The following is a 24408-nucleotide window of genomic DNA, read 5'->3' as shown; positions in this document are numbered from 1 at the left end:
CTTCAGGCCTGTGTTCAGCGTCAAGAGGAAGGTGATGCGACCCGTGTGTGATGACAGGGGTGGTCCTCATCCAGCACGGGTCTCCTTCCACAACGAGGTCATGCTCGACGCCCTGGTGTGTTGCATTGACCGAGGATCGTTTGCCCATGGCCGATGTGCCCACTGTGGGTGGGTTGGTCCGGCTCGGCGATCTCGGCATCGCGCGGTGCGGGATCTGGTGGGGCATCGGGTCTCTGGCTGTGTGCTCGCCCCGGAGATTGAGGCGCCGGACCGGGAGCGCCTCTCGGCGCGCGGCCGCTCGTAGCGGCGTATGTTGGGACCCGGGGCTACCGCGGCCCGGCGCATCACCACGGTAACGGGTGAAACCGCCAGGCGCCCAACCCGGGGGTATACCCAGGCGTGTCGGATGGCGCGATCTCAGTGGTCCACGCAGGCGCCCTCGCCCTCGACCCTCCATCTTCCAGATACCTATTTTTTGCCATGAATTGAATTCTCTTACACGGTTTTTCGATCAACTGCGGGGCTACATTGAGGGCGATCCGCATCCCTGTCACGGATCACCGCCAGTGGTGATCGTTCCTGGGCTTCTGCCTGCCCCGATCGCCATGTCGTCATGACACTGCAGCGACCTCCCCAGTCGAAGGAGACTGTTCATGAAGAAGATCACCCGCCCCTTCCTGGCATTGACCATGGCCTGTGGGATCGGACTGGCAGGAATGCCGGCAGCAGATGCTGCCCCCACCTTCAAAGACTTCGACGCCACCATCAACATGGGTAATTGTTCTGGTTCGATCGTGCGTTTCCCCGGCGCCTCAGATCAGGACCGTGCCTTGGTTCTCAGTAACGGCCACTGCCGCAAAGCTGGGATGCCAGAACCGGGGACCTTCATCCTCGACGAGCCGGTGACCCAGACCGTCTCTATCCTGGCTGGCGACACGGGCGAACGAGTCGCCCGCATGGACCTCGACCGGATCGTCTACGCCACCATGACCGGCAACGATGTCAGTCTCTACCGGTCCACTAAGACCTACGCCCAGCTCAAGCGCAGCGGGATCAACGCTCGCCCGATCAGCACGGCCCATCCCGCCGACGGGACGGCCATCAAGATCCCGTCCGGCTACTGGCGCAAGAACTACACCTGCAAGATCAACGGCTTCGTGCCGACCCTGCGGGAAGCCGGTTACGAGTGGACTGACGCCGTGCGTTACAGCTCATCCGGGTGTGACACCAAGCCCGGGACCAGCGGATCGCCGGTCGTGGATGCCCGCACAGGCACCGTCATCGCGATCAACAACACGATGAACGAGGATGGCGAGCAGTGCACGATGAATAACCCGTGCGAGGTCGATGAAAACGGTGAGATCACCGTCCGTCATCGTCAGGGCTATGGCACCCAGACCTACACTGTGACGACCTGCTTCGACCGTGGCCGGTTTGACCTCAACATGGAAGGCTGTCAGCTGTTCGGCGCGGGTGAGGGCGTACGCCGCTCCTGACTATCCCCTCTAAGCCGCCGCTGCGGCACTATATCCGGCAAGGGCGCGGTACCACCTAGGTGTCGCGCCCTCGCCGTACCTCCCCAACGGCCAGGAGGGCAGGATCAAGCTCGTGTTACCGGGTCCGTTGCTGACGACGATGTGAGTGCTCCTCGATCAGCACAGACTGCAGATCCGTCAACGGTGCCCCCTGCGCGTCCCGATGCCGACGCGTCCATCGTCCGGAACCGTCCAGATGCCAACTGGAGATCTCATCGCTCATCCCCGTCGCGATGACCCATACCAGCTGCTCCACATGGCCTGGATCGCGCACCTCTACTAACGCCTCCACCCGCCGGTCCAGATTGCGATGCATCATGTCGGCGCTGCCGAGAAACACTCCGTCCCGGCCCTGACGGCCGAACGCAAATATCCGACTGTGCTCCAGGAACCGACCCAGCACCGACCGCACCCGAATCCGTTCAGACAAGCCCGGGATGCCGGGACGCAAGGCGCAGATCCCTCGGACCAACACCTCCACATCCACCCCGGCCTGCGAAGCACGGTACAACGCGTCGATGATCCGCTCATCGACGATCGAATTGACCTTCAGCCCGATGTAGGCGCTCTTGCCAGCTCCCGCCCGAGCGATCTGCTCTTCAATTTTCTCCAGCAAACCAGACCGCAATGACCTCGGCGCTACCAGTAGTCGGGAAAACCTACTGCGCGGTGCCCACCCCGACAGCTGGTTAAACAGGCGGGTCAGGTCCTCGCCCACGTCTGGTGCGCAGGTGAACAACCCGAAATCCTCATATAACCGTGCAGTCTTCGGATGGTAATTACCGGTCCCGACATGGCAGTACCGGCGAAGACCATCACTTTCTTGACGCACCACCAAGGACAGCTTGCAATGCGTTTTCAAACCCACCACGCCATACACCACATGAACCCCGGCGTGTTCGAGCTTGCGAGCCCACTCAATGTTGTTTTGCTCATCAAAACGGGCCTTGATCTCCACGACCGCCAACACCTGTTTGCCGGACTCAGCAGCATCGATTAGCGCATCCACGATCGGAGAGTCACCACTAGTGCGGTACAACGTCTGTTTGATGGCCAGCACCTTCGGATCGGCAGCGGCCTGCTCCACAAAGGCCTGCACTGACGTGGAAAAACTGTCGTACGGATGCTGTACCAACACATCTTTGGCTCGCACCGCCGCCATGATGTTGGCAGCCTTGCTGGACTCGACCCGGGCAAGATCCGGATGGGTCCGCGGCACGAACCCTGGATACTTCAACTCGGTCCGATCCAGATCTGCGACATCCCCCAAGCACCGCAAATCCAACGGCGATGGCAACCGGAAGACTTCCTTCGGCCCGATCTGCATCTCGCGCGTCAACATGTGCAACACGTGATCGTCGATGTCAGTGTCGACTTCCAAGCGCACCGGCGGGCCAAACCGACGACGGATCAACTCTCGCTCTAAGGCTGTCAGCAAGTTCTCCGCGTCGTCTTCCTCCACCTCCAAATCCTCGTTGCGTGTCACCCGAAACGTGAAATGCTCCTGCACGTTCATCCCTGGGAACAACAAATCCAAGTGCGCCGCGATGATCTCCTCCAACGCCACAAACCGGGCGCCGTACAGATCCTCCTGACCGTCTTGAGACTCCACCCGCACCAGCCGTGGCAACAACGGCGGCACCTTCACCCGGGCGAAATGTTCACTACCCGTCTTGGGGTCTGTCAACGTCACCGCCAGGTTCAGCGACAACCCAGAGATGTAAGGGAACGGATGCGCTGGATCCACCGCTAGCGGCGTCAACACCGGGAAGACCTGGGACTCGAACCACGCCGACAACGACGCCCGCTCCTCATCGGACACGTCGATCCACCGGCCCAGGACAATGCCCTCCTCGGCCAGCGCCGGCTGTATCTCCTCGGCGAACACCCGCGCCTGGGTCTCCGACAGTTTCCGCGCCCCCACCAGGATCCGATCAAGCATCTCCCGCGGCTCCAAACCTGACGCCGAACGCACCGCCAACCCAGTGGCAATCCGGCGTTTCAGCCCAGCGACCCGCACCATGAAGAACTCGTCCAGGTTGCTGGCAAAAATCGACAAGAACCGGGCCCGCTCCAGCAAATACAAGTCGGGATCCATTGCCAGCTGCAACACCCGCTCGTTGAACTGCAACCACGAGATCTCCCGATCCAGGAAACGTTCGTCCGGCAGCGCCCCATCCTCACCGGATTGGCGCTCCTGCTCGGGCAAACGCACAAAACGCCCATTGGCGCCCCGCGGCCGGGGCGGCACCGGAGCTGCGGTTAATGCGGTCTCCACATGCGAGGTTTCTTGTCCCTCACAAGGATCAGGTACCGCACTGGAGATCGCCGTCGGAGCCAAAGTGGCTTCATCGGCAGGAGCAGGGTGAGCTTTCTGCGAGCGCGCCATGACCCCTATCGTGGCATTGTGGCCGCCCATTGAACATCCTGGCCCACCCGGATAAATCCGAGCTTCTGACCGGGGTTGTGATGGTCAAGATCCGATTGCTTGAGTTGAGATGGGTTGGGGATCAGTACGTCGTGTCCGCGGGCCTGGCTGCCCACCGTTGATGACACGGTAGGCGCGGTGGTCGCCTCGCTGTGAGCTGCCGTGTCTCTGGTTTGCCTCGCCGAGCGCCGCATGTCTGGCAAAGTGCCTCATCAGCGAGTCGGATCGCATCGACGCGTGCGGCGGTTGTGCTCGAGTGCAGGAATGGTCTCGATCGACGGCCTTCAAGACGAGGTGACCTCGGGGGGCGAGTCAGGCATGTTTGCAAACCTTTGTTTGCAAACAAATCTCTGCAAGCGGTATCGTGGCGCCATGGAGTCGTCCAGTGGACATGCCCCGACCCCCGAGCAACTAAGGGGGCTTGCCCACCCCACCCGGTTGAAGATGCTCGGGCTCCTTCGTAGCGACGGCCCGCAGACCGCCACGATGCTGGCGGGCCAGCTGGGCCTCAATACCGGAGCGACGAGCTATCACCTGCGCCAACTCGCCTCACACGGGTATGTCACGGAAGCGCCAGAGTTGGGGACCGGTCGGGAGCGCTGGTGGCGGGCGGCCCACCGCTCCACCCGGCTCGAGGACAACACGTCGCCAGCAGCGGGCGCCTTCTTGCAGTCGGTTGTCATCCGTCACACGCAGACCCTGCAGCAGGGGGCCGAGGAATTTGATGAGCTGCCTGACGCGTGGAAGCGCGCATCGACGCATAGCGACTGGTTGATGCGACTCTCCTCGAAGCAGGCTCGAGAGCTCGTGATCCAGATTTCGGATTTGCTCACCGATGCGATGCACGCTGCCGAGGAGGAACCCGAGAACGGTGCAGCCTCCGGGGACGGTATTGAGCAGGTCATGTTTCAGTTCCACGTGTTTCCGCGCCCCGGCCGCATCCCATACCGCACGGACGCCGATGACCCGACCAGGTCCGCTGGTGACGCCGTCCGAGGTGACTGAGATGGACCTCCAGCAGTCGACCGGCCTGCCACGCACGCCCGGTGGACGTCATGTTTTTGCAGCGTGGGCCGCCGCCGACATCGTGTCCGTGGTGGGCAGCCGTATCGCGTCTCTCGCCATACCCTGGTTCGTCTTGACGACCACCGGGTCAGCAGAACAAACAGGGGCGGTTGTCATGGCACAACTTGCCCCTATGGTGGTCACGAAGGCCTTGGCCGGGCCGGTCCTCGACAGAGTCGGCCCTGCTCGAGCGGCCCCCTGGCTTGATACAGCTAGCTCACTGACCGCATTCTGCATCCCGGCATTGCACGCGACACAGCACCTCAGCGCCGCCACGCTACTCTTCTTGGCCGCAACTTTGGGCACACTACGCGGGCCCGCAGATGCCGCCAAGTATGCACTCGTTCCGGACGTGGCACACGTGGCCCAGCAGCCCATGGAGCGAGTCACCGGCATCGCCGGCACCACCGAGCGGCTTGCCAGTAGCGCCGCCGTAGCGGGCGGTGGGTGGCTCATCGCCGCCATGGGAGGCCCAGGCGCGATTGTCGTCACCGCTGTGGGGTTTGCCGGGTCGGCAGCTCTTCTGGCGCTTGTCGTGCGACCGTCTATCGCCGCCCCCGGCATTGCCGAGACTAGCAAGGGCCCAGCTGCCGGGCTACGCTCGTACGTCCGGGATCTCGCAGACGGTGGGTCCTTCGTCCGACGAGAGCCCGTCTTGCGTGCGATCGCGATGATGACGGCCGTGACCAACATGATCGACCAAGCATGGATCGCTGTCCTCGTACCCGTCTGGGCGGTGCATCACCAATACGGCTCAGACACGGTCGGCACCATCCTCGGCACCATGACCGGGGCCGCGATCATCGGGTCGCTGGCCGCGGCGGGACTCGGCCCCCGGATGCCCCGTCTGGCGACCTATTCGGCGGGTTACCTCATCGCCGGACTGCCCCGGTATCTGGTCTTCGCTCTGGACCTTGACTTGCCGGTCATCCTGACCGTGCTCGCTATCGCTGGCATCGGCTCTGGCGTGCTCAACCCGATCATCTCGGCTGTCCAGTTTGAGCGCACCCCGACCTCGGCAGTCAGCCGGGTTAGCTCCCTCATGACAGCTACGGCATGGATGCTGATGCCCTTCGGGGGATTCCTCGGTGCGAAGCTGCTCGGCTGTCTGGGCCTGAGTGCCGCCCTCACCACATTGGGGACGGTCTACCTCGCCGCTACTCTCGCGCCGCTAATCCGGCCTTCCTTCCGCGCAATAAGCCATCGTCCCTGCGAGGCCAGCGACGGCGGAGAACGCACGGACAACGTTGCGCCGCGCCCAGCCTGACACATTCATCAAGCCCATCAGCAGGAGCAGGGTGAGCTTTCTGCGAGCGCGCCATGACCCCTATCGTGGCATTGCGGCCGCCCATTGAACATCCTGGCCCACCCGGATAAATCCGAGCTTCTGATATGTGCGGATGGCAGCGATATTGTCCCCGTCGACGTACAACTCGACGGTGTCCAGGCCACGAGCACGCAGATGCGACAACCCCACGGCGGTGACAGCTTTGCCTAGCCCCAGGCCCTGCCGGTCGGGGTCGACTCCGACGACGTACACCTCCCCGATGCCGTCCTCGACTTTGGTCCAGTGGAAGGCGACCACACGATTCTCGGCGTCTCGGACCAGGAAGAACCCTGCCGGGTCAAACCATGGTTCGCGCTCTCGGGTGCGCAGGTCATCCAAGCTCATCCGGCCCTGCTCGCCGTGGTGGGCGAACGATCGAGCGTTCAGGGCAACCCAGTCGGGGCCGTCTTCCGGGGTGTACGTCGTCACTCGGTGCCCGGGCGGCCAGGTGGGTTCACGGTCGTCAATGCCATGCAGCGGTCGGGACATCCGCCACAGGTCACGTACTGCCACCAGGGCGTGGGTGTCTGCGATTTCCTGGCTGCCGGGGAGCATGCCGTGCGACCAGATCCGAGCGGCTGGGCACCGCTGCAGCACCTGAGTGGTCAGTTCGTGACCCAGCCCTTGCCGGCGTACGGCGGGGTTGACGACGAGTTCCGCTGCGGGCTCCCCACCGGGGCGCGCGTCGATCTGGGCGTATCCAGCCAGCGAGGGGATGTCGCCCTCTGAGGACGTGGTGTATGCCGTCAGGTGGCGCACCCCGTCCTGGGGGCTGGCGTGCACGTTGAGCAGTCCCTGCTCGGAGATCGGCGCGACCCCGTCGGCGCGGGTTGCCGCTGCCGCGAGGGCATCGATCGCGGCAGCGTCGATGTCGTCAGGTCTGTTCTCTTCCACCACCCACATATCGCCATTGCATCATGCGCGCTGTGGCCGGTGACGCTGGCCTAGGGTGACTAGTGACCGTCCCGGTGGCACATCGAGGTGTCACCGACGACTTCGAGGAGTGCCAAGTGATGTCTTCTCGTCGTACGCGCGCCGTGGCTGCAGCGTTAACTGTCTTGTCGTGTGCTGCAGTCGCCGCTGTAGCTGATCCGCGCTCGGCGCTTGCTGAGGATGAGCGAGCACGGTCTGGGCGATACCGGGACGTCCAGGTTTTGGCGTTCAACGATTTTCATGGCAATTTGCAACCGCCCTCGGGCAGCGGCGGCCGGGTCGTGGTCGGGCATACCGTGGGGGCTGGGGGTGCGGTCACTGACGCGACGGTGGATGCGGGTGGAGCAGCGTTTCTCGCCACGCATTTAGGTCGGCTGCGCGCGGGGCGGCGGGCTACGTTCACGGTGGCCGCGGGGGATCAAGTCGGGGCGTCGCCGCTGTTGTCCGCGGCATTCCATGATGAACCGACCATGGAGGCGTTGCGGTCCATGGGGGTCAGTGCCGCGTCGGTGGGCAACCACGAATTCGACAAGGGAGAGAAGGAACTGCTGCGGCTGGTCCGCGGAGGCTGCGCGGACGACTCTGCGCCGGGCACGTCGTCGTCCGCGGCCGCGTCAGTGGAGAGCGGTCGCGCCCAGTCGTGTCCGCAGGGCCGTTATCCCGGTGCGGGTTTCCCAGTGCTTGCTGCGAACGTCTACCACAAAGGCACGACACGTCCGATTCTGCCCGGTGGGGTGGTGTTGCGGGCCGGGGGGATCCGTCTCGGGGTGATCGGGGTGGTCCTCAAAGACACCGCCACTATCGTCACGCAAGAGGGGATCCGTGACCTGACTTTCGGTGACGAGGTGGAGGCGATCAACCGGCAGAGCGTGCAGTTACGGCGGCAGGGAGTCGATGCGATTGTCGCGCTGGTCCACCAGGGCGGGCCGATTCCGAAGCAGCCGTGGACTGCACCGGACGGGAAGACCTACCCCGCGAATACGACGTACGACGCGAGCTGCTCACCTGGGCGCACCGACCTGCTCACGGGCTCCCCGGTGCTGCCCATCGCGGCGAAGGCGGATGCCTCGGTCGATGCGATAGTGACCGCGCACAGCCATCAGGCGTATGTGTGCAGCGTGCCGGACCCGCGGGGACGTCCGCGACTAGTCACTCAAGCAGCGTCGTTTGGTCGTCTCATCACAGACCTGCACTTGACCTATGACACGCGGACCCGGGCGGTGGCGCGGGACCGCAGCTGGGCGGCGCAACAGGTCGTGACCCGTGATGTTCCTGCTGATCCGGGCGTGAGCGCGCTGATCGACCGATACAGCCAACGCGTCGCGCCTATTGCTGGCCGAGTGGTGGGCCGGATCAGCACGGACGTGACGGCCGCGCAAAACCCTGCCGGAGAAAGCGCCCTAGGTGACTTGATCAGCGACGCGCAGCTGGCTGATCCGTCAGTCGCCACGAAGGGCGCCCCGGCGGTGGCCTTCATGAATCCTGGTGGGATCCGCGCTGACCTGACCTATGCCCCCGGCGGCACTGACCGCCCAGGGGAAGTCACCTATCAGGAGGCCTTCGCGGTCCAGCCGTTCGGCAACTATCTGGTGTCGATGGACATGACAGGTCGGCACATCTATGACCTCCTCGGGCAGCAATTCACCGGACCGAATGCTGCCGCCCCGAAAGTCCTCGCGGTCAGCAAAGGGTTGACCTATCGCTGGCGCCGCGGGCAGAGCGGCCCGGACATCGTCCCCGGAAGCGTAGCGATCGGCGGGGTCCCAGTGGATCAAGCCAAGACCTATCGAGTTGTCGCTAATTCGTTCCTCGCTGACGGTGGCGATGGGTTCGCCGCGTTCACCCAAGCCACCAACAAGGTCGTGGGGCGCGCTGACCTGATGGCGTTCGAGGCGTATCTGACGGCGCATTCGCCGTACACTCCTGGACCGTTGGAACGGATCACTCTGGGGTGAGCAGCGCCCCTCCGTGAAGATCGCTTAGCGGGGAGTCTCCGCAGGCACGAAGCGGTACCCGACGTTACGGACCGTCCCGATCAATGCCTCATGCTCGGTGCCCAACTTGGCCCGCAACCGGCGGACATGGACATCGACGGTGCGGGTCCCGCCAAAGTAGTCATATCCCCAGACTTCTTGAAGCAACTGAGCCCGAGTGAACACCCGCCCCGGATACTGCGCGAGATACTTGAGAAGTTCAAACTCCTTATACGTCAGGTCCAACAGGTGCCCGTTCAACCGGGCCGAGTACGTCGCTTCGTCGATGACGAGGTCCCCGGACGAGATCGTCGCAGCCAGGTCATCGTCGGCATTCTGACGTTTCGTGGTAGCCAACCTGAGTCGCGCTTCAACTTCGGCCGGGCCTGCCGTGTCAACCAGCAGGTCCGTCAAATGCCAATCAGCTGAGACCGCCACCAACCCGCCCTCAGCGACGATCGCCACCACTGGCGCGGACACACCGGTCGTCGCGAGAGTGCGGCACAACGTCCGCGCTCCTGCCAGATCTCGGCGGGCATCAACCAGGACCACATCCACGGACGGGTCGGCCAGCACCGTCCCGACATCACCGGCAACGATCCGCACCTGGTGAGGGAGCAGCCCCAGGGCGGGCAACACATCTGCGCCGGGTCCCGGTGCAGAAGTCATGAGGATCAGCTCCGCCATCACACCAGAATAGGCAGTCTCGCGGTATGGCCTCCTTCCGCTCGGGGCGCGAGACACGCAGCACTCGTCCCGGTCGGAGCAGCGTGAGGACCGTGGCAGGCTAGACCCGTGAGTCAGTCCACCGTCACAGTGCGTTATTGGGCAGCAGCCAGAGCCGCCGCCACCGTCGCCGAGGAGGAACGCCCTCCCGGCAAGGTGTCGGAGGTCCTTTCAGCCGCCTCGGCCGATCACCCCGACCTGGTGCCAGTCCTGGCTGTGGCCTCAATCCTGCTCAACGGGATGGCCGTCACCACAGACGACAACGCCCCCGCGGGCAGCCTGCTCGAAGTCCTCCCGCCGTTTGCCGGTGGGTGAGCTGACAATGACCCAGCCGACCGACCGCAGAGATGACATGACCGATCCTTCCGAGCAGGCCGCGTCCGTCCCGGGGACATCCCATCCGGCCCCGCTGCCCAGCGCGCTCGCCGGCCCGTTAATGCCGGTCCGCCCCTGGCGGCCACTGGTCACCGGCACAGCCGTCGCCGCTGCGCTCGCCTCAGCAGGATCAGCCTTAGCCGGACGGCCGCTCGGAGTGGCCCTCGTCGGAGGCGTCGGCGTCCTCGCTCTCGTCCTGGGATGGGCTCCCCTCCTCAACCTGCCCAGTCCCCGCGGCACCACCGCGGTCCTCGCGACCGCAGCCGCCACCGTCGGAGTGACCGGGTGGCTAGCCCGCCCAGTCCGCTCTGGCATCGGTGACCTTGACACGGTCCTCGCCGCCCTCGCCGTGGCCATCACCGCAACCTTCATCCACCAACTCGCTCGCCGGGACGGACGCCCCCGCCTCGTCGAATCACTGGTGTCCACCGTCGCCGGGGTCCTCCTCATCGCCTCCTGGGCGGTCAGCCTGCCCGCGCTGACCCGTCCCGGAGCCCTCGGGATCGTCGTGGTCGTCGCCGCCGGAGTCGTCGGAGCCGCATTCGCTGACATCGTGCGAGGCCGGTGGGTCGACGACATCCCCGCCGTCATGACCGCAGCCCTCCTCGCTGCCGTCGGCGCCGGTGCCTGCGGCGGCCTGGTCGACGCCGCCGCGCTCAACCGACCGATCCTGATCCTCGGTGGGGTCATCGCTGGCCTCGGCTCCTACTCCCTGCGACAAATCTTCTTCGTCCAACCCACCCAATCGCGGCGGCGACCCCAACTCGCCTCCGGAGCTGGCTCATGGCTGCTGGTGGGCGTCGTCGTCAACGCTCTGGTCGCATTGGCATCCTGAGCTGCGATCACCCGCACTGGCACCACCCCCGCACGCCGGGAGACAATAATCCGCCCCCTTCCACCTGCCCAGGAGCGATCATGGCGTTCGAACTCGATGTCACCCTCAACCCGATCATGGCGCCACTGGCCTGGATGGTCGGCCGTTGGGAAGGCGCCGGCGTGATCGGATACCCCGGAATGGAATCAGCCAACTTCGGGCAGGAAGTCATCTGCAGCCACGACCAGCGGGCCTTCCTGCGATGGGAAAGCCGCACCTGGCAGCTCGACGATGCCGGCAACCAAGTTGCCCCGTTAGCGACCGAACTAGGATTCTGGCGCGTCCTCGACTCCGGCGAGATCGAATTCCTGCTCGCCCACCCCACCGGCATTGTGGAGATGTACGTCGGGGATCGTGACGCTCACCGCCCTGTGGTCAACCTGCGCACCGACGGCGTCATGCGCAGTCCTCAAGCCAAGGAATACAACGCGGCAACCCGGATGTATGGCTTCGTCGAGTCCCAACTAATGTGGGCGATGGACATGGCCGCACAGGGACACCCGATGCAAAGCCACGCCTCCGCGACCCTCAAACGCGTCGGCTGACCTCGCAGCCCGCACCCCGGCTGAATGCTGCGGGAGGTGCCCCACGATCATCCCCGGAAGGTCGACATCCGATCCTCAGCGAGCGCCGCCCCCAAGGCTTTCATCCGAGGCAGATCGACCACATCGATCGCTGCACCATCAGGTCGAGTCGCAAATCCGGAGATGGGTGCGGTCACAAAGCTGATGTCGCCACCTCGCAACGACCGCATCTGCACCGCCAACGAACGCACCACGTCCGCAGTGAGCTGATCGTCAACCGTGGTATGCCGAGCCACCGCATCGACAAAAGCGGTCGCTTTGCGCGGATCACCCACGGTCTGCCCCGACACTGCTTTCAACAGCAAACCCTTCAAGAAGGCCTGTTGACGACGTCCCCGGGAGATATCCCCTTCAGCGAGGTGATAGCGCTCGCGGACGAAGGCCAAGGCCTGACTTCCGTCCAGGTGGGCCCGCCCCACCGGAAAACCAGGTGAGGCTTCGGCGACGTCGACATCGATTCCGCCGATCGCGTCGGTCATTGCGGTGAAACCGTCGAAATCGGTGATGGCGACATGGTTGATGGTGATGCCCATCAAGTCCTGGACGGTGCGGACCAGCAGCGTGGATCCGCCCAACGCGTAGGCAGCGTTGATTTTGTCGGAGCCGTGCCCTGGGATGGGCACCTGCATATCCCGGGGCAAATGGATCAAGGTCACATGGCGGCGGGCGCCGTCAAGATGTGCCACGACCATGACGTCTGAGCGACCGACGCTCTCCCCGTGACGTTTGTCTGAGCCGACGACCAGGATGTTCATCGGGCCGTCATCGCGGGAAGCTCCGTCGGCGGTGCCATGGTCCGAAGGCAACAGCGACTCTCGGGTCAGGGACGACTGGACCAAATGATCAAGGTAGACGCCGTACCCGATGATGCTGCCTAGCACGAGGAGCACCACGGCGATCGCGGCGACCACCACCCGCCGTAACATGCGGTGGTTGCGTCCTCGCGGCGCCTCTCCGGGCTCAAGGTGCGTGCCGGGAAGCTCGATCTCCGCTGGTGGTCTTTCTGGTGACGGCACGTCATGGGTACGTCGTGACACAGCGATATCCCCTCCTGCCCTGTCGTCGCAGTCCGCGATTCCGGGCTGTCATCCCCTCCGTGTCGTGCTGATCCCGGCGGGATCGCGCCGACCTGCTGTCAGGCGGGTCGTTCCTGATCCGGCGATGGATCTGTGATGCAGACACGAACGCTTCATGATCGGGTCGGTCGTCCAGGACGGTCAAGTTGCTGAGCTGCAGACCAGCGACACTCCCACCGCGGCGCCCGCCCACACCACGGATAGGCTTGGCCCCCATGGGGACGGCGAGCACAGCGGCTGATGAGCCGGATGACGCCTTGGCACCAGAGGTGACCAAGGCGCTTCGGGCCCGGGGGATGCGGATGACCACGCAGCGGGAACGGGTCCTCGCCGCAGTGAGCTCGGTGGTCCATGCCACCCCGGACGCCTTAGCGGCGGTCATCGCCGCTGACGGGGGGCCGCCGTTGTCCTTGTCGACGGTCTATCGCAACCTGGAGGCGCTGCAGCGTGTCGGGGTCGTCAGCTGCACCAGCATGGGGCAGCGAGCTCCGTCGTATCATCTGGCCACGCACACCGACCACGTGCACTTGGTCTGTCGTGGCTGCGGTGAGATCGCTGAAGTGACCGGGCGATTCGCCCGTGATCTCGCCGAATCTGTGGAGAAGGAGAGTGGTTTCGTGGTGGACAGTCGTCATTTGGCGTTACAGGGATGGTGTCGCCACTGCGCCGACGTCACTGCCGCCCGGAGCGAGGCATGAGGTCGCCGCTGCTGGACCGACCCGGGGCAGTGGAAGCAGACGGCGTTGATGCTGGAGTTGCCGCCCATTACGGCGATCCGCTGCGTGAGCAGCGCGCGTTGCTGGCCGGCGAGGCTGTGGTCGATCTGAGTCACCGTGGGGTGGTGACGGTGTCAGGCCCGGACCGGCTCACGTGGTTGCATTCGTTGACCACTCAGCATCTGACTGAGGTCGCTGCTGGGGTGGGAACGGAGAGCTTGGTGCTCAGCCCGCACGGGCATATCGAACATGCGCTGCATCTGGTCGACGATGGTGCGACTGCGTGGATCACCGTCGAACCGGGGACAGCAGGGGCATTGACAGCCTGGTTGGACTCGATGCGTTTCATGTTGCGCGTGGAGGTCACCGACGTCAGCGATCAGTACGCCGTCCTGGGGGTCGCTGCGGAAGTCGACGCTGACAGGTGGCAACTGGCCGGGCCGACCTGGGTGGATCCGTGGCCGGGACCGGTAGGTGACACGGCGACCTACGGTCCGGTGGCGGATCACCCGGCGGCAGGACGACGGTGGCGGGAGTTGCTCGTCGCACGCGCCAACCTGGCCGAGGTGGTGGGCGATCAGCCGATGGCTGGCAGCTGGGCCGCGGAGGCTGAACGGATCGCGGCATGGCGTCCTCGCTGCGGCGTGGACAGTGACCATCGGACCATTCCGCACGAGCTGGATTGGTTGCGGACAGCGGTTCACCTGCACAAAGGCTGTTATCGCGGGCAAGAGACCGTGGCTCGCGTGCACAACTTAGGACGACCGCCCCGGCGGCTGGTGTTCTGTCATCTGGATGGGTCAGGACATGTGCTGCCGGAAGCAGGTGCGGAGTTGCGCGATGCCCGTCGAGTCGTGGGACGACTCACCAGTGTGGCCCGTCATCACGAGGACGGCCCGGTGGCCTTGGCGGTGGTACGTCGAGCCACCGATCCCGATGCGGTGCTTCATGCTGGCGAGGTCACGGTCGCGCAGACCACCATCGTGCGTCCCTGACCGGAGGAGCAATGACGTGGCGAAGATCGCATCGTGCACCCTTGCCGGGCGCTTGCACCGGTGAGCAGACTGGGGGAGGTGACCACCCTTCCTTCCCCTGCTCATGGGATGCGCGACCTGGGGGCGTATCTGCGGCAGCAGCGTGTGGCGGCGAATCTGTCGGTGCGTCAGCTGTCCGCACTGACCGGGATCAGCAATCCCTACTTGTCCCAAATCGAACGAGGGTTGCGTCGACCCAGCGCGGACATTCTTCGGCAGATCGCCCAGGGTCTGTCGTTGTCCGCCGAATCCTTGTATGTGCGCGCCGGTCTGTTGGATCTGGAGCGGGCGCCGTACGGGACGGACACGCGCACTGCGATCCGGCGAGACTCCCGGCTGGATGGTGCGCAGCGGCGGGCGCTGCTCGACGCCTACGCTCGGGTCGTGGGGACACCTCCGTACGCAGTGGTTGATACACCAGCGGTCGATGACGCCGCTGCATCCAGCGGTCCGGTGCGGCCGGACCTCAGGCAACACGACTTCGAGGAGCCCCTCATGAAGGACCAAGCCCGGACATCCGGTCAGGGCAGCGCCCGGCTGCGTGCCGCCGCGCCCTCGCTGACCCCGTTGTACGCCGTCGTCGGTGCTTCCGACCTGGCGGTAGAAAAGCTCCGCGAGATCGGGACGCGAGCTGCTCAGGACACTACCCACGGTGTGGCTGGGCTGCCTCATCGGGCCGGGGATGACCTGGCACGGGTGGTGCACGGCGCCCGCCAGGTGCCACAGCTGGCGTTGAACCAGGCGTTGGGCATGGTCAGCAAGGGACTCCAGCAGTACGACGCACTGGCCCGTCGTGGCCGGGCGGTAGATATCCCTGGTCAGGCGCTCGGCACAGCAGCAGTCCTGGTGCGTCAGGCTGGCGAATTGGTCAGCCAAGGTCGGCGTCAGGCCGGTCATGTCGTCGATCAGGGCTTGAACACTGCCGGTCACGTCGTCGAAGAGGGCCGTGCACAGGCTGGTCACGTGGTGGAAGCTGTGACGCATGTGGCGCGTCGTCCGGCCGGGTCGAGCTCTGGAGAGGTCACCCGACCGACTGCTCGTCGTCGGCGTTCCCCGGGGGCAACGTCCGCTCCGGCCGCGAAGCCGACGACCTCGCGGCGGGCAGCTCCAGGACGAGCGGGGAGTCGCACGACAGCTGCTGGTACGGCGGCAGAACCTCCGGCGAAGAAAGCCGCTCGGTCGAGCACCGCACCGGCGACGAAAACGGCTGCGGCGTCGCGGTCGACTGGCCCTGCGGCGGCTAGGCCCACGGCACAACGGTCGGCGCCAGGACGGTCCAGTGCGCGGGCTGCTGCGGGGAAGACCCCACGGGCTCCACGGGCGGTGAAACATGCTGCGACGACGCCGACCTCGGTGTCAGTGACTCCGCCCGCGGCATCGGCAGCTCCGACGGGAATGCCGCCGCGAGCTGAGGGCGAGAAGACGGCCACGTCCGAGTGAGAGTCCCCCCGGGGAGGGTGAGCGACCTCCGGATGGGGTGGGCTCGCAGGCCTGCCCTTACCCTGGGGACATGACGGCCATACACTCCCTGCAACAGCTGGTCATGCTGGTCTTGGGCTTGGCGGCGTTGGGGATGGAGATCTTCGCGTTCGTTGAGGCAGTGCGCTATCCCGCGGCGGCGTACGCAGCAGCGGAGAAGCTCACCAAGGCCGGTTGGGTCGGCATCACGGGTGTGGCGGTGCTTGTCGGGTTCGTGAGTGTGAATGCGGTCCTGGGGATTGGGTTGATCGCGGTGGTGGCTTCAGGGGTCTTCCTCGCCGACGTGCGGCCTGCAGTTCGCAGGTATGCGCCGCGCCGCCGCGGTAAGGGCGGCCCGTCGGGGCGCGGGCCGTACGGCTCCTGGTGACCGGAGCGCGCTCGAGGACGGATGCGTCCGGGCCGATCCGGTGGCAGACCTTCGGCGCGGGGGAGCCAGTGACGGTTTTTGCCCACGGGTTGGGGTCCAGCATTCACCAAACCCGTCCGTTTGCCTCCGGGGTGCGGGGTCAGCGGGTGTTTTTTCACTTCCGTGCGCATGGGGGTTCACCGGCCCCGCCAGGACCGTGGTCGTACGCCGATCTCGCCGAGGAGCTGCGATCGGTCGCCGATGGTACGGCGGCGACGCGGGCGCTGGGGGTGAGCATGGGAGCGGGGGCCTTGTGCAGGTTGCTGACCGAGGATCCGACCCGTTTCGAGCGGGTGGTCTTGGCGTTGCCGGCGGCATTGGACCGGCCACATCCGGTGGGCGAAGTCGAGCGATATCACGCCTTGGCTCGGCTGGTGGAGCAAGGAGATCGCGCTGCGGTGGCGGCCTTGGTGGCCTTGCAACCTGCGGGGGTGCGGGCGCGATCGGACGTCATTGACTGGGCCCTGGAGCAGATCAGCGACTGGCGGGGCAGCGCGGTGCCATTGGCGCTACGCCAGGTGCCAGGGATGGTGCCGGTGCCGGATCGGCGGCAGTTGGCGGCGGTGACAGCGACGACATTGGTGATTGCTCAGCGAGGAGATCCAGCACATCCAGTGTCGGTAGCGGAGGAGATTGCGCAGGTCATCCCGGGTTCTCGGCTGGAGATCTTGGATGACGGGGGTGTGTTGTGGGCCCATCGCGCTAAGCTGAGGTCGCTCGTGGGCGAGTTCCTCGGGGGGTGAGAAGCCCGCCATCCCCAAGGCGTCGCGTGGGCAGTGAATGCGGGCGAGCTGGTGAGCAGATCTCTGCGGGAGGAGCCGTACATGAGCATCGAGGACAAAACCCAGGACGTCTTTGGGGTGGATCGCCCGTGGGGTGATTTCCGGAGTTTCTGCCAGAACGAGCAGGTGACAGTGAAGGTCATCACGGTCCGTCCAGGGCAGCGGTTGTCCTTGCAGAAGCATGGGCAGCGGGCGGAAATGTGGACGGTCCTCGATGACGCGCCGATGCAGATCACGGTCGACGACCGGACGTGGGAAGCCAGTCAGGGCGAGCTGATTTGGGTGCCGCAGGGTGCCGTGCACCGGATGGCTAATACCGGTGATCGGGAGGCGCGCATCCTGGAGGTCGGGTTCGGTCATTTCGATGAGGACGACATTGAGCGTCTTGAGGACGACTACCAGCGCGCTTAAGCCGCGCGAGGGGTCATGGGCGGGGTCGGACAGCTTCCCAGGCCACAGTGATCTCCCCGAGGCGCCAGCGATGGGCGCTGTCACACAGGGGCCACCCGTCGCTGCGCAGCTGGTGTGCTGTCGCCAAGAAACGTTGTTGGCGTCCGTACGCCGACAGCGGGGCGTGATAAGTCCATGCCCGGTCTAGGGCGTGGAGGTAGTCATAAATCCGTTCGCCAGGGATGTTGCGGTGAATGAGAGCTTTGGGGAGTCGTTCGGCGACGTCTGATGGGCGATCTATGGCGGTCAACGCGACGGAGATGGTGAGCGACACTGGACCGGACCGTTCCAGGGCGATCCAGGTGGCTCGGCGCCCGAGTTCGTCGCAGGTGCCGTCGATGACCACCCCATCTGGGGTGAGTCGCCGTTGCAAAAGCGACCAGGCAGCAGGCACCTCGGTTTCGTCGTACTGCCGTAGGACGTTGAAGGCCCGGATGATTTCGGCGCCGCGCCCTCCGGGCAGCGGGACCTCAAAGCCACCGCGGACGAAGGTGAGTCCAGGACCACTGAGATGGTGGGCGGCGGCAACGCGTTGCGGATCGATTTCAATGCCGACGACGTGGAAGGTCGGGCAGACCGCTAAGAGGCGGTCACGCAGTTCCACCGCGGTGACCGGAGAAGCGCCATATCCCAGGTCCACGGCGATGGGGGCCTGGTCATGGCGCCATCGCCACGCCCGCGTGCCGGTGAGCCAGCGGTCGCAACGCCGTAATCGGTTGGGGTTGGTCGTCCCCCGGGTGATGCTGCCGACCACGTCCCCTGTTTTCACGACGACCACGGTACGACGTACTGCGCCCGGGGTGGGAAGTCCTGGGGCTGTCCTGCTGTTGCCTTCCACGGCGGCCAGGTGTCGTCATTTGCGCGGCGTGCCGGTGTCGACGGTGCGTCCTGTGATCGGAAGGACGTGGCATGAGCCCCCAGATTGAGCGTGTGGCCATGATCGCGGTGCACACCTCACCTTTGGCGATGCCGGGCACTGGTGATGCCGGGGGGCTGAATGTGTATGTCTTGGCGACCGCGGTGGAGATGGCTAAACGTGGCCTTGAGGTTGAGGTTTTTACCCGCGCTACCTCCGGGGATCAAGGTGATGTGCATGCTGCGCCGGGTGTGGTGGTCCGCCATATCCCAGCTGGCCCTTTTGAAGGGCTGGCCAAGGAGCAGTTGCCCAGTCAGCTGTGCGCGTTTACTGCCGGGGTGATGCAGGCTGTCGCGGCGCAACCGGAGGGATATTACGGGGTGGTGCATTCGCACTATTGGCTGTCGGGCCAAGTGGGGTGGCTGGCAGCGGAACGTTGGCATGTGCCGTTGGTGCACACCATGCACACGATGGCACGGGTGAAGAACGGTCATTTGGCCTCCGGGGATCGTGCCGAACCGGAAGTGCGGGAGATTGGCGAATCGCAGGTGGTGGCGGTGGCTGATCGGTTGGTCGCCAACACCGCAGCGGAGGCTGGTGAGCTGATCGAGTTGTACGACGCCGACCCTGACCGGGTGCAGGTGGTGCATCCGGGGGTGGACCTGTCGGTGTTTTCACCGGGTGATCGTGGTGCGGCCCGGGCGGCGCTGGGCGTGGATCCGGAAGATCTGGTGATCGCCTTTGTGGGACGAATCCAACCGCTGAAGGCTCCAGATCTGTTGATTGCTGCGGCGGCAGACCTGATTCGTCGTCGGGCGGATCTGGCGGGGCGGGTGCGGGTGGTGATCAACGGTGGCCCGTCAGGGACTGGGCTGGAGCGGCCTGATGCTTTAGCGGAGTTAGCCGCTCAATTGGGTGTCGCTGATCGGGTGCGTTTTGAGCCGCCAGGTCCCCGGGAGCGACTGGCCCAGTGGTATCGGGCGGCCGATGTGGTGGCCGTTCCGTCGTACAGCGAGTCTTTTGGGCTGGTCGCACTGGAAGCGCAGGCTTGCGGGACCCCAGTGGTCGCCGCTGATGTGGGGGGGTTGCCGACCGCAGTCGGTGGGGGAGTGCTGGTCAAGGGACATGAGGTGGCGACGTGGAGCCACACTCTTGAGGCACTGCTGGACGATGTGCCACGTCGTCAGGAGCTGGGTCTTCGCGGGGTGGAGCATGCACGTCGTTTCGGATGGGATGTGGCGGCAGCCCAATTGGCGCAGGTGTATGAGCAGGCTGCGTCGAGCCGACGTTTGGATACGGCGATGGCCTTGGCCCGGGCCAGTGCGCAACGGCGGCGTCGCTGATGGCAACCCCACGATTCGCGGGATCTGTCGAGCAGCAGCGGGTTTGGCGGTTAGTCGAGTCTTTTGCCCAGGCGCAGGGCCTCGAGTTCGAACCTGGTCGGCGAGATGACGAGATGGTGGTGGTGCTTCCGGGGGAGCAGAAGCTGCGGACAGTGTGTTCGGTGACCGTGGGGACCGCAGACCTGTCAGCGGTGGCCTTTGTCATCCGTCACCCTGACGAGAATCACACGGAGTTCTTTCGGGCCTTGTTGCGGCGTAACCTGCGTCGGCGACCGGTGGGATATGCCCTCGATGCTCTGGATGATGTCTATGTGGTGGGTCGGCTGCCGTTGGCAGGGGTGGACGAAGACGTCCTGGACCGATTTTTTGGAGCAGTGTTGGAAGCCGCTGACGGGGCCTTCAACGACCTGTTGCTGCTGGGTTTTCGGACGTCGATGCAGCGGGAATGGGCGTGGCGGATCGCGCGGGGGGAGTCACTGCACAATTTAGAGGCGTTTCGAGACGACCTGGCTGGCAGTGAGCACGACCCACGGTTCGCGATCACTACGACGCCAGGGCTAGACCTGCATCAGGCGGGCCGTCCGTCCCCAGAGGGCTCTGCTGGGCCGAACTAGAGTGGTGCCATGACCTACACCCTCGTGTTGTTGCGTCACGGCGAGAGCCAGTGGAACGCGAAAAACCTGTTCACCGGCTGGGTCGATGTTGACCTGTCCGACAAGGGCCGTGCGGAGGCCGTCAAGGGCGGCGAGCTCCTCAAGGCCAAAGATGTGCTGCCTGACGTGGTGCACACCTCGGTGTTGCGGCGCGCCATTAACACTGCCAATGCTGCTTTGGACGCCGCAGACCGGCACTGGATCCCGGTGAAGCGCAACTGGCGCTTGAACGAACGCCACTATGGTGCCTTGCAGGGCAAGGACAAGAAGCAGACCCTGCAGGAATTCGGCGAAGAGCAGTTCATGTTGTGGCGCCGTAGCTATGACACCCCGCCGCCGCCCATTGACGCGGACGACGAGTTCAGCCAGGCCCATGACGTGCGCTATGCCCACATTGATGGGGAAAACCCGGCGACCGAATGCCTCAAAGATGTCGTCGCTCGCCTGGTGCCCTACTGGGAGAACGAGATCATCCCAGATCTGAAAGCGGGCAAGGTGGTGCTGGTCACGGCACACGGCAACAGTCTGCGGGCTCTGGTGAAGCACCTTGATGGCATCTCGGACGAAGACATCGCTGCGCTGAATATCCCGACTAGTCAGCCGCTGGTCTACCGCTTGGACGACAACTTCGCCCCGATCGTGAAGGGCGGGGAGTACCTCGACCCCGAGGCGGCTGCGGCGGCAGCGCAGGCGGTGGCCAACCAGGGACGCTGATCGTGGAGTGTCACGATGCCGGATCGCGGTGGCGGTAAGCGCCGTCGCGATGTCCCCAGTGGTGAGGGTGTCCCCGGAGGGGCCCCTCACCACTGCCGGTGTGCGGGCGGGTGCTCAGATCGGCGGAGCGTCATGTCGTTCGACGAGTCGTTCATCGGCGGCACGGACCTCAGGACTGCGCCACTGCCCGGTGACTAAGTAGGCGACGCGGTGGGTGACCAGGACGGCGTGGTCGGCAAAGCGTTCGTAATAGCGGGCCAGCAAAGTGATGTCGATGATCGTTTCGACAGATAGCCGGGTGTCTTCGTCGCGCAACAGAGTAAAAACCTGCTTATGCAGTTCATCCATGCGATCGTCGGCTTGGGTCAGCGTCGCGGCGCCGTGGGCGTTCTTACTGGAGATCACCGCGCCGGTCTCGGTAGCGATGGAGCCCGCGACCGAGTTCATCTCTTCGATGATGCCGCGGAGATGGTCGGGGACGGCATGGTCAGGGAAACGTAGCCGGGCCACTTTGGCGATGTGTTTGGCGAGATCGCCCATCCGTTCCAGGTCGGCTGCCATCTGCATCGCGGTGACCACCATGCGCAGGTCTGTGGCGACGGGCTGTTGACGTGCCAGCAGATCAACCGCGCGGTCATCGACCTGGGACCGGATCTCGTCCAGATGCTGGTCTTCGGCGATGACCCCTTCAGCCACGGAAATATCCGCATCGAGCAGGGCGATGGTGGCCTGGGAGATAGCTGTCCCGGCCAAGGCCGTCATCTCGACCAGTTGGTCGGAGATTCGGTCAAGATCCTCGTGGAACGCGTCTCGCATGAATGTCCTCTTGTCCATCGACGGTCGATAAGCGAGCCTGTCCGAGGCTTGCAGCCTCGGGTGAACGAGCCCGAACTCTGAGGTGAACACTAAGCGCCACCACCCTAGACGTGCAGGTGAAACGCAGGGACAGGACAACCTGTTGCGTAATCTCGTGGCGTGAACTTCTCCGGATGGGCGTTGCTGACCTTGACCATGGCGATCTGTGTTGCCGTGGGCTTGGTCATGGGTGCGGGGGGTGTGCGGCGCTCCCGGCCAGGGGACGATCCCGGCGCCGAGGTGACGCCGTCTGAGGCATTACGGCAGGCCAGAGCGGCTGGAGTGGCCGATGTCCTGCATGTGTTGCGCAGCGGCGCCATCATCCTCGACGCCGGGGACGCGGTGACCGTAGCCAGCCAAGCGGCCCGGGCGCTCGGTCTGGTCCGGGGCGTCAACCTGATGCATATGGAGCTGCGGGACATGGCACGCGCGGTGCGCCGTGACGGGGTGACTCGGGAAGCTGAGCTCGAACTGGCCCGTGGCCCGCTGGGACCGGGAACGTTGACGGTGCAGGTGCGGGTGGCGCTGCTGGGAGAGGACGATGTCCTGCTCTTGGTGGAGGACCACACCCAGGCGTTGCGGTTGGACGCCGTACGACGGGATTTCGTGGCGAATGTCAGTCACGAGTTGAAAACCCCGGTGGGAGGGATCTCGTTGCTCGCTGAGGCAGTGCTGGACGCTAGCGACGATCCGGAGGCCGTGAGTCGGTTTGCTCGCCGGATCCGCGTTGAGAGTTCTCGGTTGAGTCGGCTGGTGCAGGAGATCGTGGACCTGTCCCGGTTGCAGTCTTCTGATTCATTGTCCGAGCCAGTGCTCGTAGAAGTCTCCCCTGTCGCTCAGGATGCAGTGGAGCGAATCGGTACTCTCGCTGAGGCCAAGGACATTCAGGTCGTCCTCGCCACCGAGGATGAGGTCAGTGTGTACGGCGATGCGCACATGCTCGGCACTGCCATCGACAACCTCCTCACCAATGCTGTGAACTATTCCGCGGAGAACACCCGGATCGCCGTGGGGGTCAGGCAGGTCGACGGGATCGTGGAGATCATGGTGGCTGATCAAGGACAGGGAATCCCTGAGGACGATCAGGAACGAATCTTCGAACGGTTCTATCGGGTGGACCCTGCTCGGTCGCGGGCCACCGGTGGCACCGGATTGGGACTGGCAATCGTGAAGCACATTTGCGCCAATCACGGAGGAGAAGTGCGAGTGTGGAGCAAGGAAGGTCAGGGCTCGACGTTCACCTTGCGGATCCCTGCCGCTGCCGATGTCCGCCCTGCCCCCGATCGGTCCCGACGGGTCGCCGCCGAGACGACCTCTGCAGTGGCCCGCTCACAGCTCGACCAGGCGACTCACAGTTCGCCGCTGCCGAGTCGGTACGACGTATCGACTTCGACAGCACACGACAGCCGCGCCGAACGGCCGGCGGAAAGGTGAGGCGATGACCCGCATCCTGGTGGTCGAGGACGAGATCTCGTTCTCCGACCCGCTGTCCTACCTGCTCAAGAAGGAGGGCTATGAGGTCACGGTGGCTGATACCGGGCCTGCTGCCCTCGAAGAGTTCGAGCGGGTCGGTGCGGACTTGGTCCTGCTCGACTTGATGTTGCCCGGCCTCTCTGGAGTTGACGTCTGCCGGGCCCTTCGGCAGCGGTCGACGGTGCCGGTGATCATGCTCACCGCGAAGGACGGCGAGATCGACAAAGTCGTGGGGCTGGAGATCGGTGCCGACGACTATGTCACCAAGCCGTATAGCAGCCGGGAACTTTTGGCTAGAATCAAGGCAGTATTGCGTCGGCATTCTGACCCGGAGGAACTATTGCCCACGGCTTTGACGGCCGGGCCGGTGCGAATGGATGTTGAACGACACGTGGTGACAGTCAATGGGGCGCAGACACCATTGCCACTGAAAGAGTTTGAACTTCTGGAGATGCTGCTGCGCAATTCTGGTCGGGTGCTCACCCGCATGCAGCTCATTGACCGAGTCTGGGGCAGCGATTATGTCGGGGACACCAAGACATTAGATGTGCATATCAAGAGGTTGCGCGCGAAAATCGAACCAGATCCCGGGGCGCCGCGCTACATCGTCACGGTGCGCGGGCTGGGGTACAAGTTTGAGGAGGGGGAGGGGCCAGATCACGCGGCTCGGCTGGAGCGACAGGTTGTCGTGGACTGATTCCGTCGCCGATCGGAGGTCCACGTCGGCAGTGGACCTCCCGCAGGGCGGACC

The 24408-nt window shown here is 64.7% G+C and carries 25 protein-coding genes; 19 read left to right on the top strand and 6 right to left on the bottom strand.

Annotated features, from left to right (window positions below):
- Positions 1 to 43 precede the first annotated feature (43 nt).
- Positions 44 to 304 (top strand): hypothetical protein, encoded by a 261-nt coding sequence (locus KEM60_RS00240; RefSeq protein ID WP_219105506.1) that lies wholly within the window; start codon positions 44 to 46, stop codon positions 302 to 304.
- Positions 305 to 653: 349 nt separating this feature from the next.
- Positions 654 to 1496: a trypsin-like peptidase domain-containing protein gene (locus KEM60_RS00235; protein ID WP_219105505.1), complete on the top strand. Its 843-nt coding sequence runs from the start codon at positions 654 to 656 to the stop codon at positions 1494 to 1496.
- Positions 1497 to 1611: 115 nt separating this feature from the next.
- On the opposite strand, the gene KEM60_RS00230 is transcribed toward KEM60_RS00235, so the two are convergent.
- Positions 1612 to 3924 (bottom strand): RNA degradosome polyphosphate kinase, encoded by a 2313-nt coding sequence (locus KEM60_RS00230; protein WP_219105504.1) that lies wholly within the window; start codon positions 3922 to 3924, stop codon positions 1612 to 1614.
- A 411-nt stretch (positions 3925 to 4335) separates the two neighbouring features.
- Between KEM60_RS00230 and KEM60_RS00225 the strand changes: the two genes are divergently transcribed.
- Together KEM60_RS00225 and KEM60_RS00220 are read left to right on the top strand one after the other, a co-directional pair.
- Positions 4336 to 4968 carry a winged helix-turn-helix domain-containing protein gene (locus tag KEM60_RS00225; protein WP_219105503.1) on the top strand — a complete coding sequence of 211 codons (633 nt, stop codon included), beginning with the start codon at positions 4336 to 4338 and terminating at the stop codon, positions 4966 to 4968.
- A 1-nt stretch (position 4969) separates the two neighbouring features.
- A complete protein-coding gene (locus tag KEM60_RS00220; protein ID WP_219105502.1) occupies positions 4970 to 6295 on the top strand; it encodes an MFS transporter in 1326 nt (441 codons plus the stop codon).
- A gap of 60 nt (positions 6296 to 6355) precedes the next feature.
- Here the strand turns inward: KEM60_RS00220 and mshD are convergent, their stop codons facing one another.
- Positions 6356 to 7249, bottom strand: coding sequence for a mycothiol synthase (gene mshD / locus KEM60_RS00215; protein ID WP_255574071.1), 894 nt, complete (start codon positions 7247 to 7249; stop codon positions 6356 to 6358).
- A gap of 62 nt (positions 7250 to 7311) precedes the next feature.
- Between mshD and KEM60_RS00210 the strand changes: the two genes are divergently transcribed.
- Positions 7312 to 9243, top strand: coding sequence for a bifunctional UDP-sugar hydrolase/5'-nucleotidase (locus KEM60_RS00210; RefSeq protein WP_219105500.1), 1932 nt, complete (start codon positions 7312 to 7314; stop codon positions 9241 to 9243).
- A gap of 24 nt (positions 9244 to 9267) precedes the next feature.
- On the opposite strand, the gene KEM60_RS00205 is transcribed toward KEM60_RS00210, so the two are convergent.
- The gene (locus tag KEM60_RS00205) at positions 9268 to 9948 is read right to left on the bottom strand and encodes a response regulator transcription factor (RefSeq protein WP_219105499.1); all 681 of its coding nucleotides are present in this window, start codon (positions 9946 to 9948) and stop codon (positions 9268 to 9270) included.
- A 108-nt stretch (positions 9949 to 10056) separates the two neighbouring features.
- On the opposite strand from KEM60_RS00205, the gene KEM60_RS00200 reads away from it, so the two are divergent.
- The 3 genes from KEM60_RS00200 to KEM60_RS00190 all read left to right on the top strand — a co-directional run bounded on the left by KEM60_RS00200 (position 10057) and on the right by KEM60_RS00190 (position 11781).
- On the top strand, positions 10057 to 10302 hold the full coding sequence (locus KEM60_RS00200; RefSeq protein ID WP_255574070.1) for a MoaD/ThiS family protein: 246 nt from the start codon (positions 10057 to 10059) through the stop codon (positions 10300 to 10302).
- A 37-nt stretch (positions 10303 to 10339) separates the two neighbouring features.
- Entirely contained in the window at positions 10340 to 11197 is an 858-nt protein-coding gene (locus tag KEM60_RS00195) for a hypothetical protein (RefSeq protein WP_219105498.1), read from the top strand.
- 80 nt (positions 11198 to 11277) lie between these two features.
- Positions 11278 to 11781, top strand: a complete 504-nt coding sequence (locus KEM60_RS00190) for an FABP family protein (RefSeq protein WP_219105497.1) — start codon at positions 11278 to 11280, stop codon at positions 11779 to 11781.
- A gap of 47 nt (positions 11782 to 11828) precedes the next feature.
- Here the strand turns inward: KEM60_RS00190 and KEM60_RS00185 are convergent, their stop codons facing one another.
- Positions 11829 to 12857: an LCP family protein gene (locus KEM60_RS00185; RefSeq protein ID WP_255574069.1), complete on the bottom strand. Its 1029-nt coding sequence runs from the start codon at positions 12855 to 12857 to the stop codon at positions 11829 to 11831.
- 254 nt (positions 12858 to 13111) lie between these two features.
- Here KEM60_RS00185 and KEM60_RS00180 point away from each other — a divergent pair, with 254 nt between their 5' ends.
- The 6 genes from KEM60_RS00180 (at position 13112) to KEM60_RS00155 (ending at position 17724) form a co-directional block, all read left to right on the top strand.
- A complete protein-coding gene (locus KEM60_RS00180) occupies positions 13112 to 13594 on the top strand; it encodes a Fur family transcriptional regulator (protein WP_219105496.1) in 483 nt (160 codons plus the stop codon).
- Entirely contained in the window at positions 13591 to 14607 is a 1017-nt protein-coding gene (locus KEM60_RS00175; RefSeq protein WP_219105495.1) for a folate-binding protein YgfZ, read from the top strand. Before KEM60_RS00180 ends, KEM60_RS00175 begins: the two co-directional genes overlap by 4 nt.
- A gap of 78 nt (positions 14608 to 14685) precedes the next feature.
- Positions 14686 to 16086, top strand: coding sequence for a helix-turn-helix domain-containing protein (locus KEM60_RS00170; RefSeq protein WP_255574068.1), 1401 nt, complete (start codon positions 14686 to 14688; stop codon positions 16084 to 16086).
- A gap of 70 nt (positions 16087 to 16156) precedes the next feature.
- Positions 16157 to 16492: a DUF2516 family protein gene (locus tag KEM60_RS00165; RefSeq protein ID WP_219105494.1), complete on the top strand. Its 336-nt coding sequence runs from the start codon at positions 16157 to 16159 to the stop codon at positions 16490 to 16492.
- Positions 16489 to 17274, top strand: a complete 786-nt coding sequence (locus KEM60_RS00160; protein ID WP_219105493.1) for an alpha/beta fold hydrolase — start codon at positions 16489 to 16491, stop codon at positions 17272 to 17274. The genes KEM60_RS00165 and KEM60_RS00160 overlap by 4 nt, the downstream gene beginning before the upstream one ends.
- Positions 17275 to 17355: 81 nt before the next feature.
- On the top strand, positions 17356 to 17724 hold the full coding sequence (locus tag KEM60_RS00155; RefSeq protein ID WP_219105492.1) for a phosphomannose isomerase type II C-terminal cupin domain: 369 nt from the start codon (positions 17356 to 17358) through the stop codon (positions 17722 to 17724).
- A 13-nt stretch (positions 17725 to 17737) separates the two neighbouring features.
- Here the strand turns inward: KEM60_RS00155 and KEM60_RS00150 are convergent, their stop codons facing one another.
- Positions 17738 to 18532 carry a class I SAM-dependent methyltransferase gene (locus tag KEM60_RS00150; RefSeq protein ID WP_219105491.1) on the bottom strand — a complete coding sequence of 265 codons (795 nt, stop codon included), beginning with the start codon at positions 18530 to 18532 and terminating at the stop codon, positions 17738 to 17740.
- Between the two features lie 140 nt (positions 18533 to 18672).
- On the opposite strand from KEM60_RS00150, the gene mshA reads away from it, so the two are divergent.
- Genes mshA through KEM60_RS00135 form a run of 3 tightly spaced genes read left to right on the top strand, consistent with a single transcriptional unit; the run spans position 18673 to position 21329 of the window.
- Positions 18673 to 19962, top strand: coding sequence for a D-inositol-3-phosphate glycosyltransferase (gene mshA / locus KEM60_RS00145; RefSeq protein WP_219105490.1), 1290 nt, complete (start codon positions 18673 to 18675; stop codon positions 19960 to 19962).
- Positions 19962 to 20576 carry a YbjN domain-containing protein gene (locus tag KEM60_RS00140; RefSeq protein ID WP_219105489.1) on the top strand — a complete coding sequence of 205 codons (615 nt, stop codon included), beginning with the start codon at positions 19962 to 19964 and terminating at the stop codon, positions 20574 to 20576. The genes mshA and KEM60_RS00140 overlap by 1 nt, the downstream gene beginning before the upstream one ends.
- 9 nt (positions 20577 to 20585) lie before the next feature.
- The gene (locus KEM60_RS00135) at positions 20586 to 21329 is read left to right on the top strand and encodes a phosphoglyceromutase (protein ID WP_219105488.1); all 744 of its coding nucleotides are present in this window, start codon (positions 20586 to 20588) and stop codon (positions 21327 to 21329) included.
- Between the two features lie 114 nt (positions 21330 to 21443).
- Here the strand turns inward: KEM60_RS00135 and phoU are convergent, their stop codons facing one another.
- A complete protein-coding gene (gene phoU / locus KEM60_RS00130; protein WP_219105487.1) occupies positions 21444 to 22145 on the bottom strand; it encodes a phosphate signaling complex protein PhoU in 702 nt (233 codons plus the stop codon).
- Between the two features lie 159 nt (positions 22146 to 22304).
- Here phoU and KEM60_RS00125 point away from each other — a divergent pair, with 159 nt between their 5' ends.
- Complete coding sequence (locus KEM60_RS00125; protein WP_255574067.1) at positions 22305 to 23618, top strand: cell wall metabolism sensor histidine kinase WalK; 1314 nt, start codon at positions 22305 to 22307, stop codon at positions 23616 to 23618.
- Positions 23619 to 23622: 4 nt separating this feature from the next.
- Positions 23623 to 24354, top strand: a complete 732-nt coding sequence (locus KEM60_RS00120) for a response regulator transcription factor (protein WP_219105486.1) — start codon at positions 23623 to 23625, stop codon at positions 24352 to 24354.
- Positions 24355 to 24408 lie beyond the last annotated feature (54 nt).

The organism is Austwickia sp. TVS 96-490-7B, assembly GCF_019331795.1.
In the GTDB taxonomy this organism is placed as follows: Bacteria; Actinomycetota; Actinomycetes; order Actinomycetales; family Dermatophilaceae; genus Austwickia.
The sequence above is the reverse complement of the archived record's forward strand: the minus strand, read 5'-3'. Positions and strand labels throughout refer to the sequence as shown.

Coding starts and splice junctions, on each gene's coding strand:
- KEM60_RS00180 (WP_219105496.1), top strand. CDS start 13,112: ATGGGGACGGCGAGCACAGCGGCTGATGAGCCGGATGACGCCTTGGCA.
- KEM60_RS00135 (WP_219105488.1), top strand. CDS start 20,586: ATGACCTACACCCTCGTGTTGTTGCGTCACGGCGAGAGCCAGTGGAAC.
- KEM60_RS00175 (WP_219105495.1), top strand. CDS start 13,591: ATGAGGTCGCCGCTGCTGGACCGACCCGGGGCAGTGGAAGCAGACGGC.
- KEM60_RS00140 (WP_219105489.1), top strand. CDS start 19,962: ATGGCAACCCCACGATTCGCGGGATCTGTCGAGCAGCAGCGGGTTTGG.
- KEM60_RS00195 (WP_219105498.1), top strand. CDS start 10,340: ATGACCGATCCTTCCGAGCAGGCCGCGTCCGTCCCGGGGACATCCCAT.
- KEM60_RS00155 (WP_219105492.1), top strand. CDS start 17,356: ATGAGCATCGAGGACAAAACCCAGGACGTCTTTGGGGTGGATCGCCCG.
- KEM60_RS00225 (WP_219105503.1), top strand. CDS start 4,336: ATGGAGTCGTCCAGTGGACATGCCCCGACCCCCGAGCAACTAAGGGGG.
- KEM60_RS00220 (WP_219105502.1), top strand. CDS start 4,970: ATGGACCTCCAGCAGTCGACCGGCCTGCCACGCACGCCCGGTGGACGT.
- KEM60_RS00235 (WP_219105505.1), top strand. CDS start 654: ATGAAGAAGATCACCCGCCCCTTCCTGGCATTGACCATGGCCTGTGGG.
- KEM60_RS00230 (WP_219105504.1), bottom strand. CDS start 3,924: ATGGCGCGCTCGCAGAAAGCTCACCCTGCTCCTGCCGATGAAGCCACT.
- KEM60_RS00165 (WP_219105494.1), top strand. CDS start 16,157: ATGACGGCCATACACTCCCTGCAACAGCTGGTCATGCTGGTCTTGGGC.
- KEM60_RS00205 (WP_219105499.1), bottom strand. CDS start 9,948: ATGGCGGAGCTGATCCTCATGACTTCTGCACCGGGACCCGGCGCAGAT.
- KEM60_RS00120 (WP_219105486.1), top strand. CDS start 23,623: ATGACCCGCATCCTGGTGGTCGAGGACGAGATCTCGTTCTCCGACCCG.
- KEM60_RS00190 (WP_219105497.1), top strand. CDS start 11,278: ATGGCGTTCGAACTCGATGTCACCCTCAACCCGATCATGGCGCCACTG.
- mshA (WP_219105490.1), top strand. CDS start 18,673: ATGAGCCCCCAGATTGAGCGTGTGGCCATGATCGCGGTGCACACCTCA.
- phoU (WP_219105487.1), bottom strand. CDS start 22,145: ATGCGAGACGCGTTCCACGAGGATCTTGACCGAATCTCCGACCAACTG.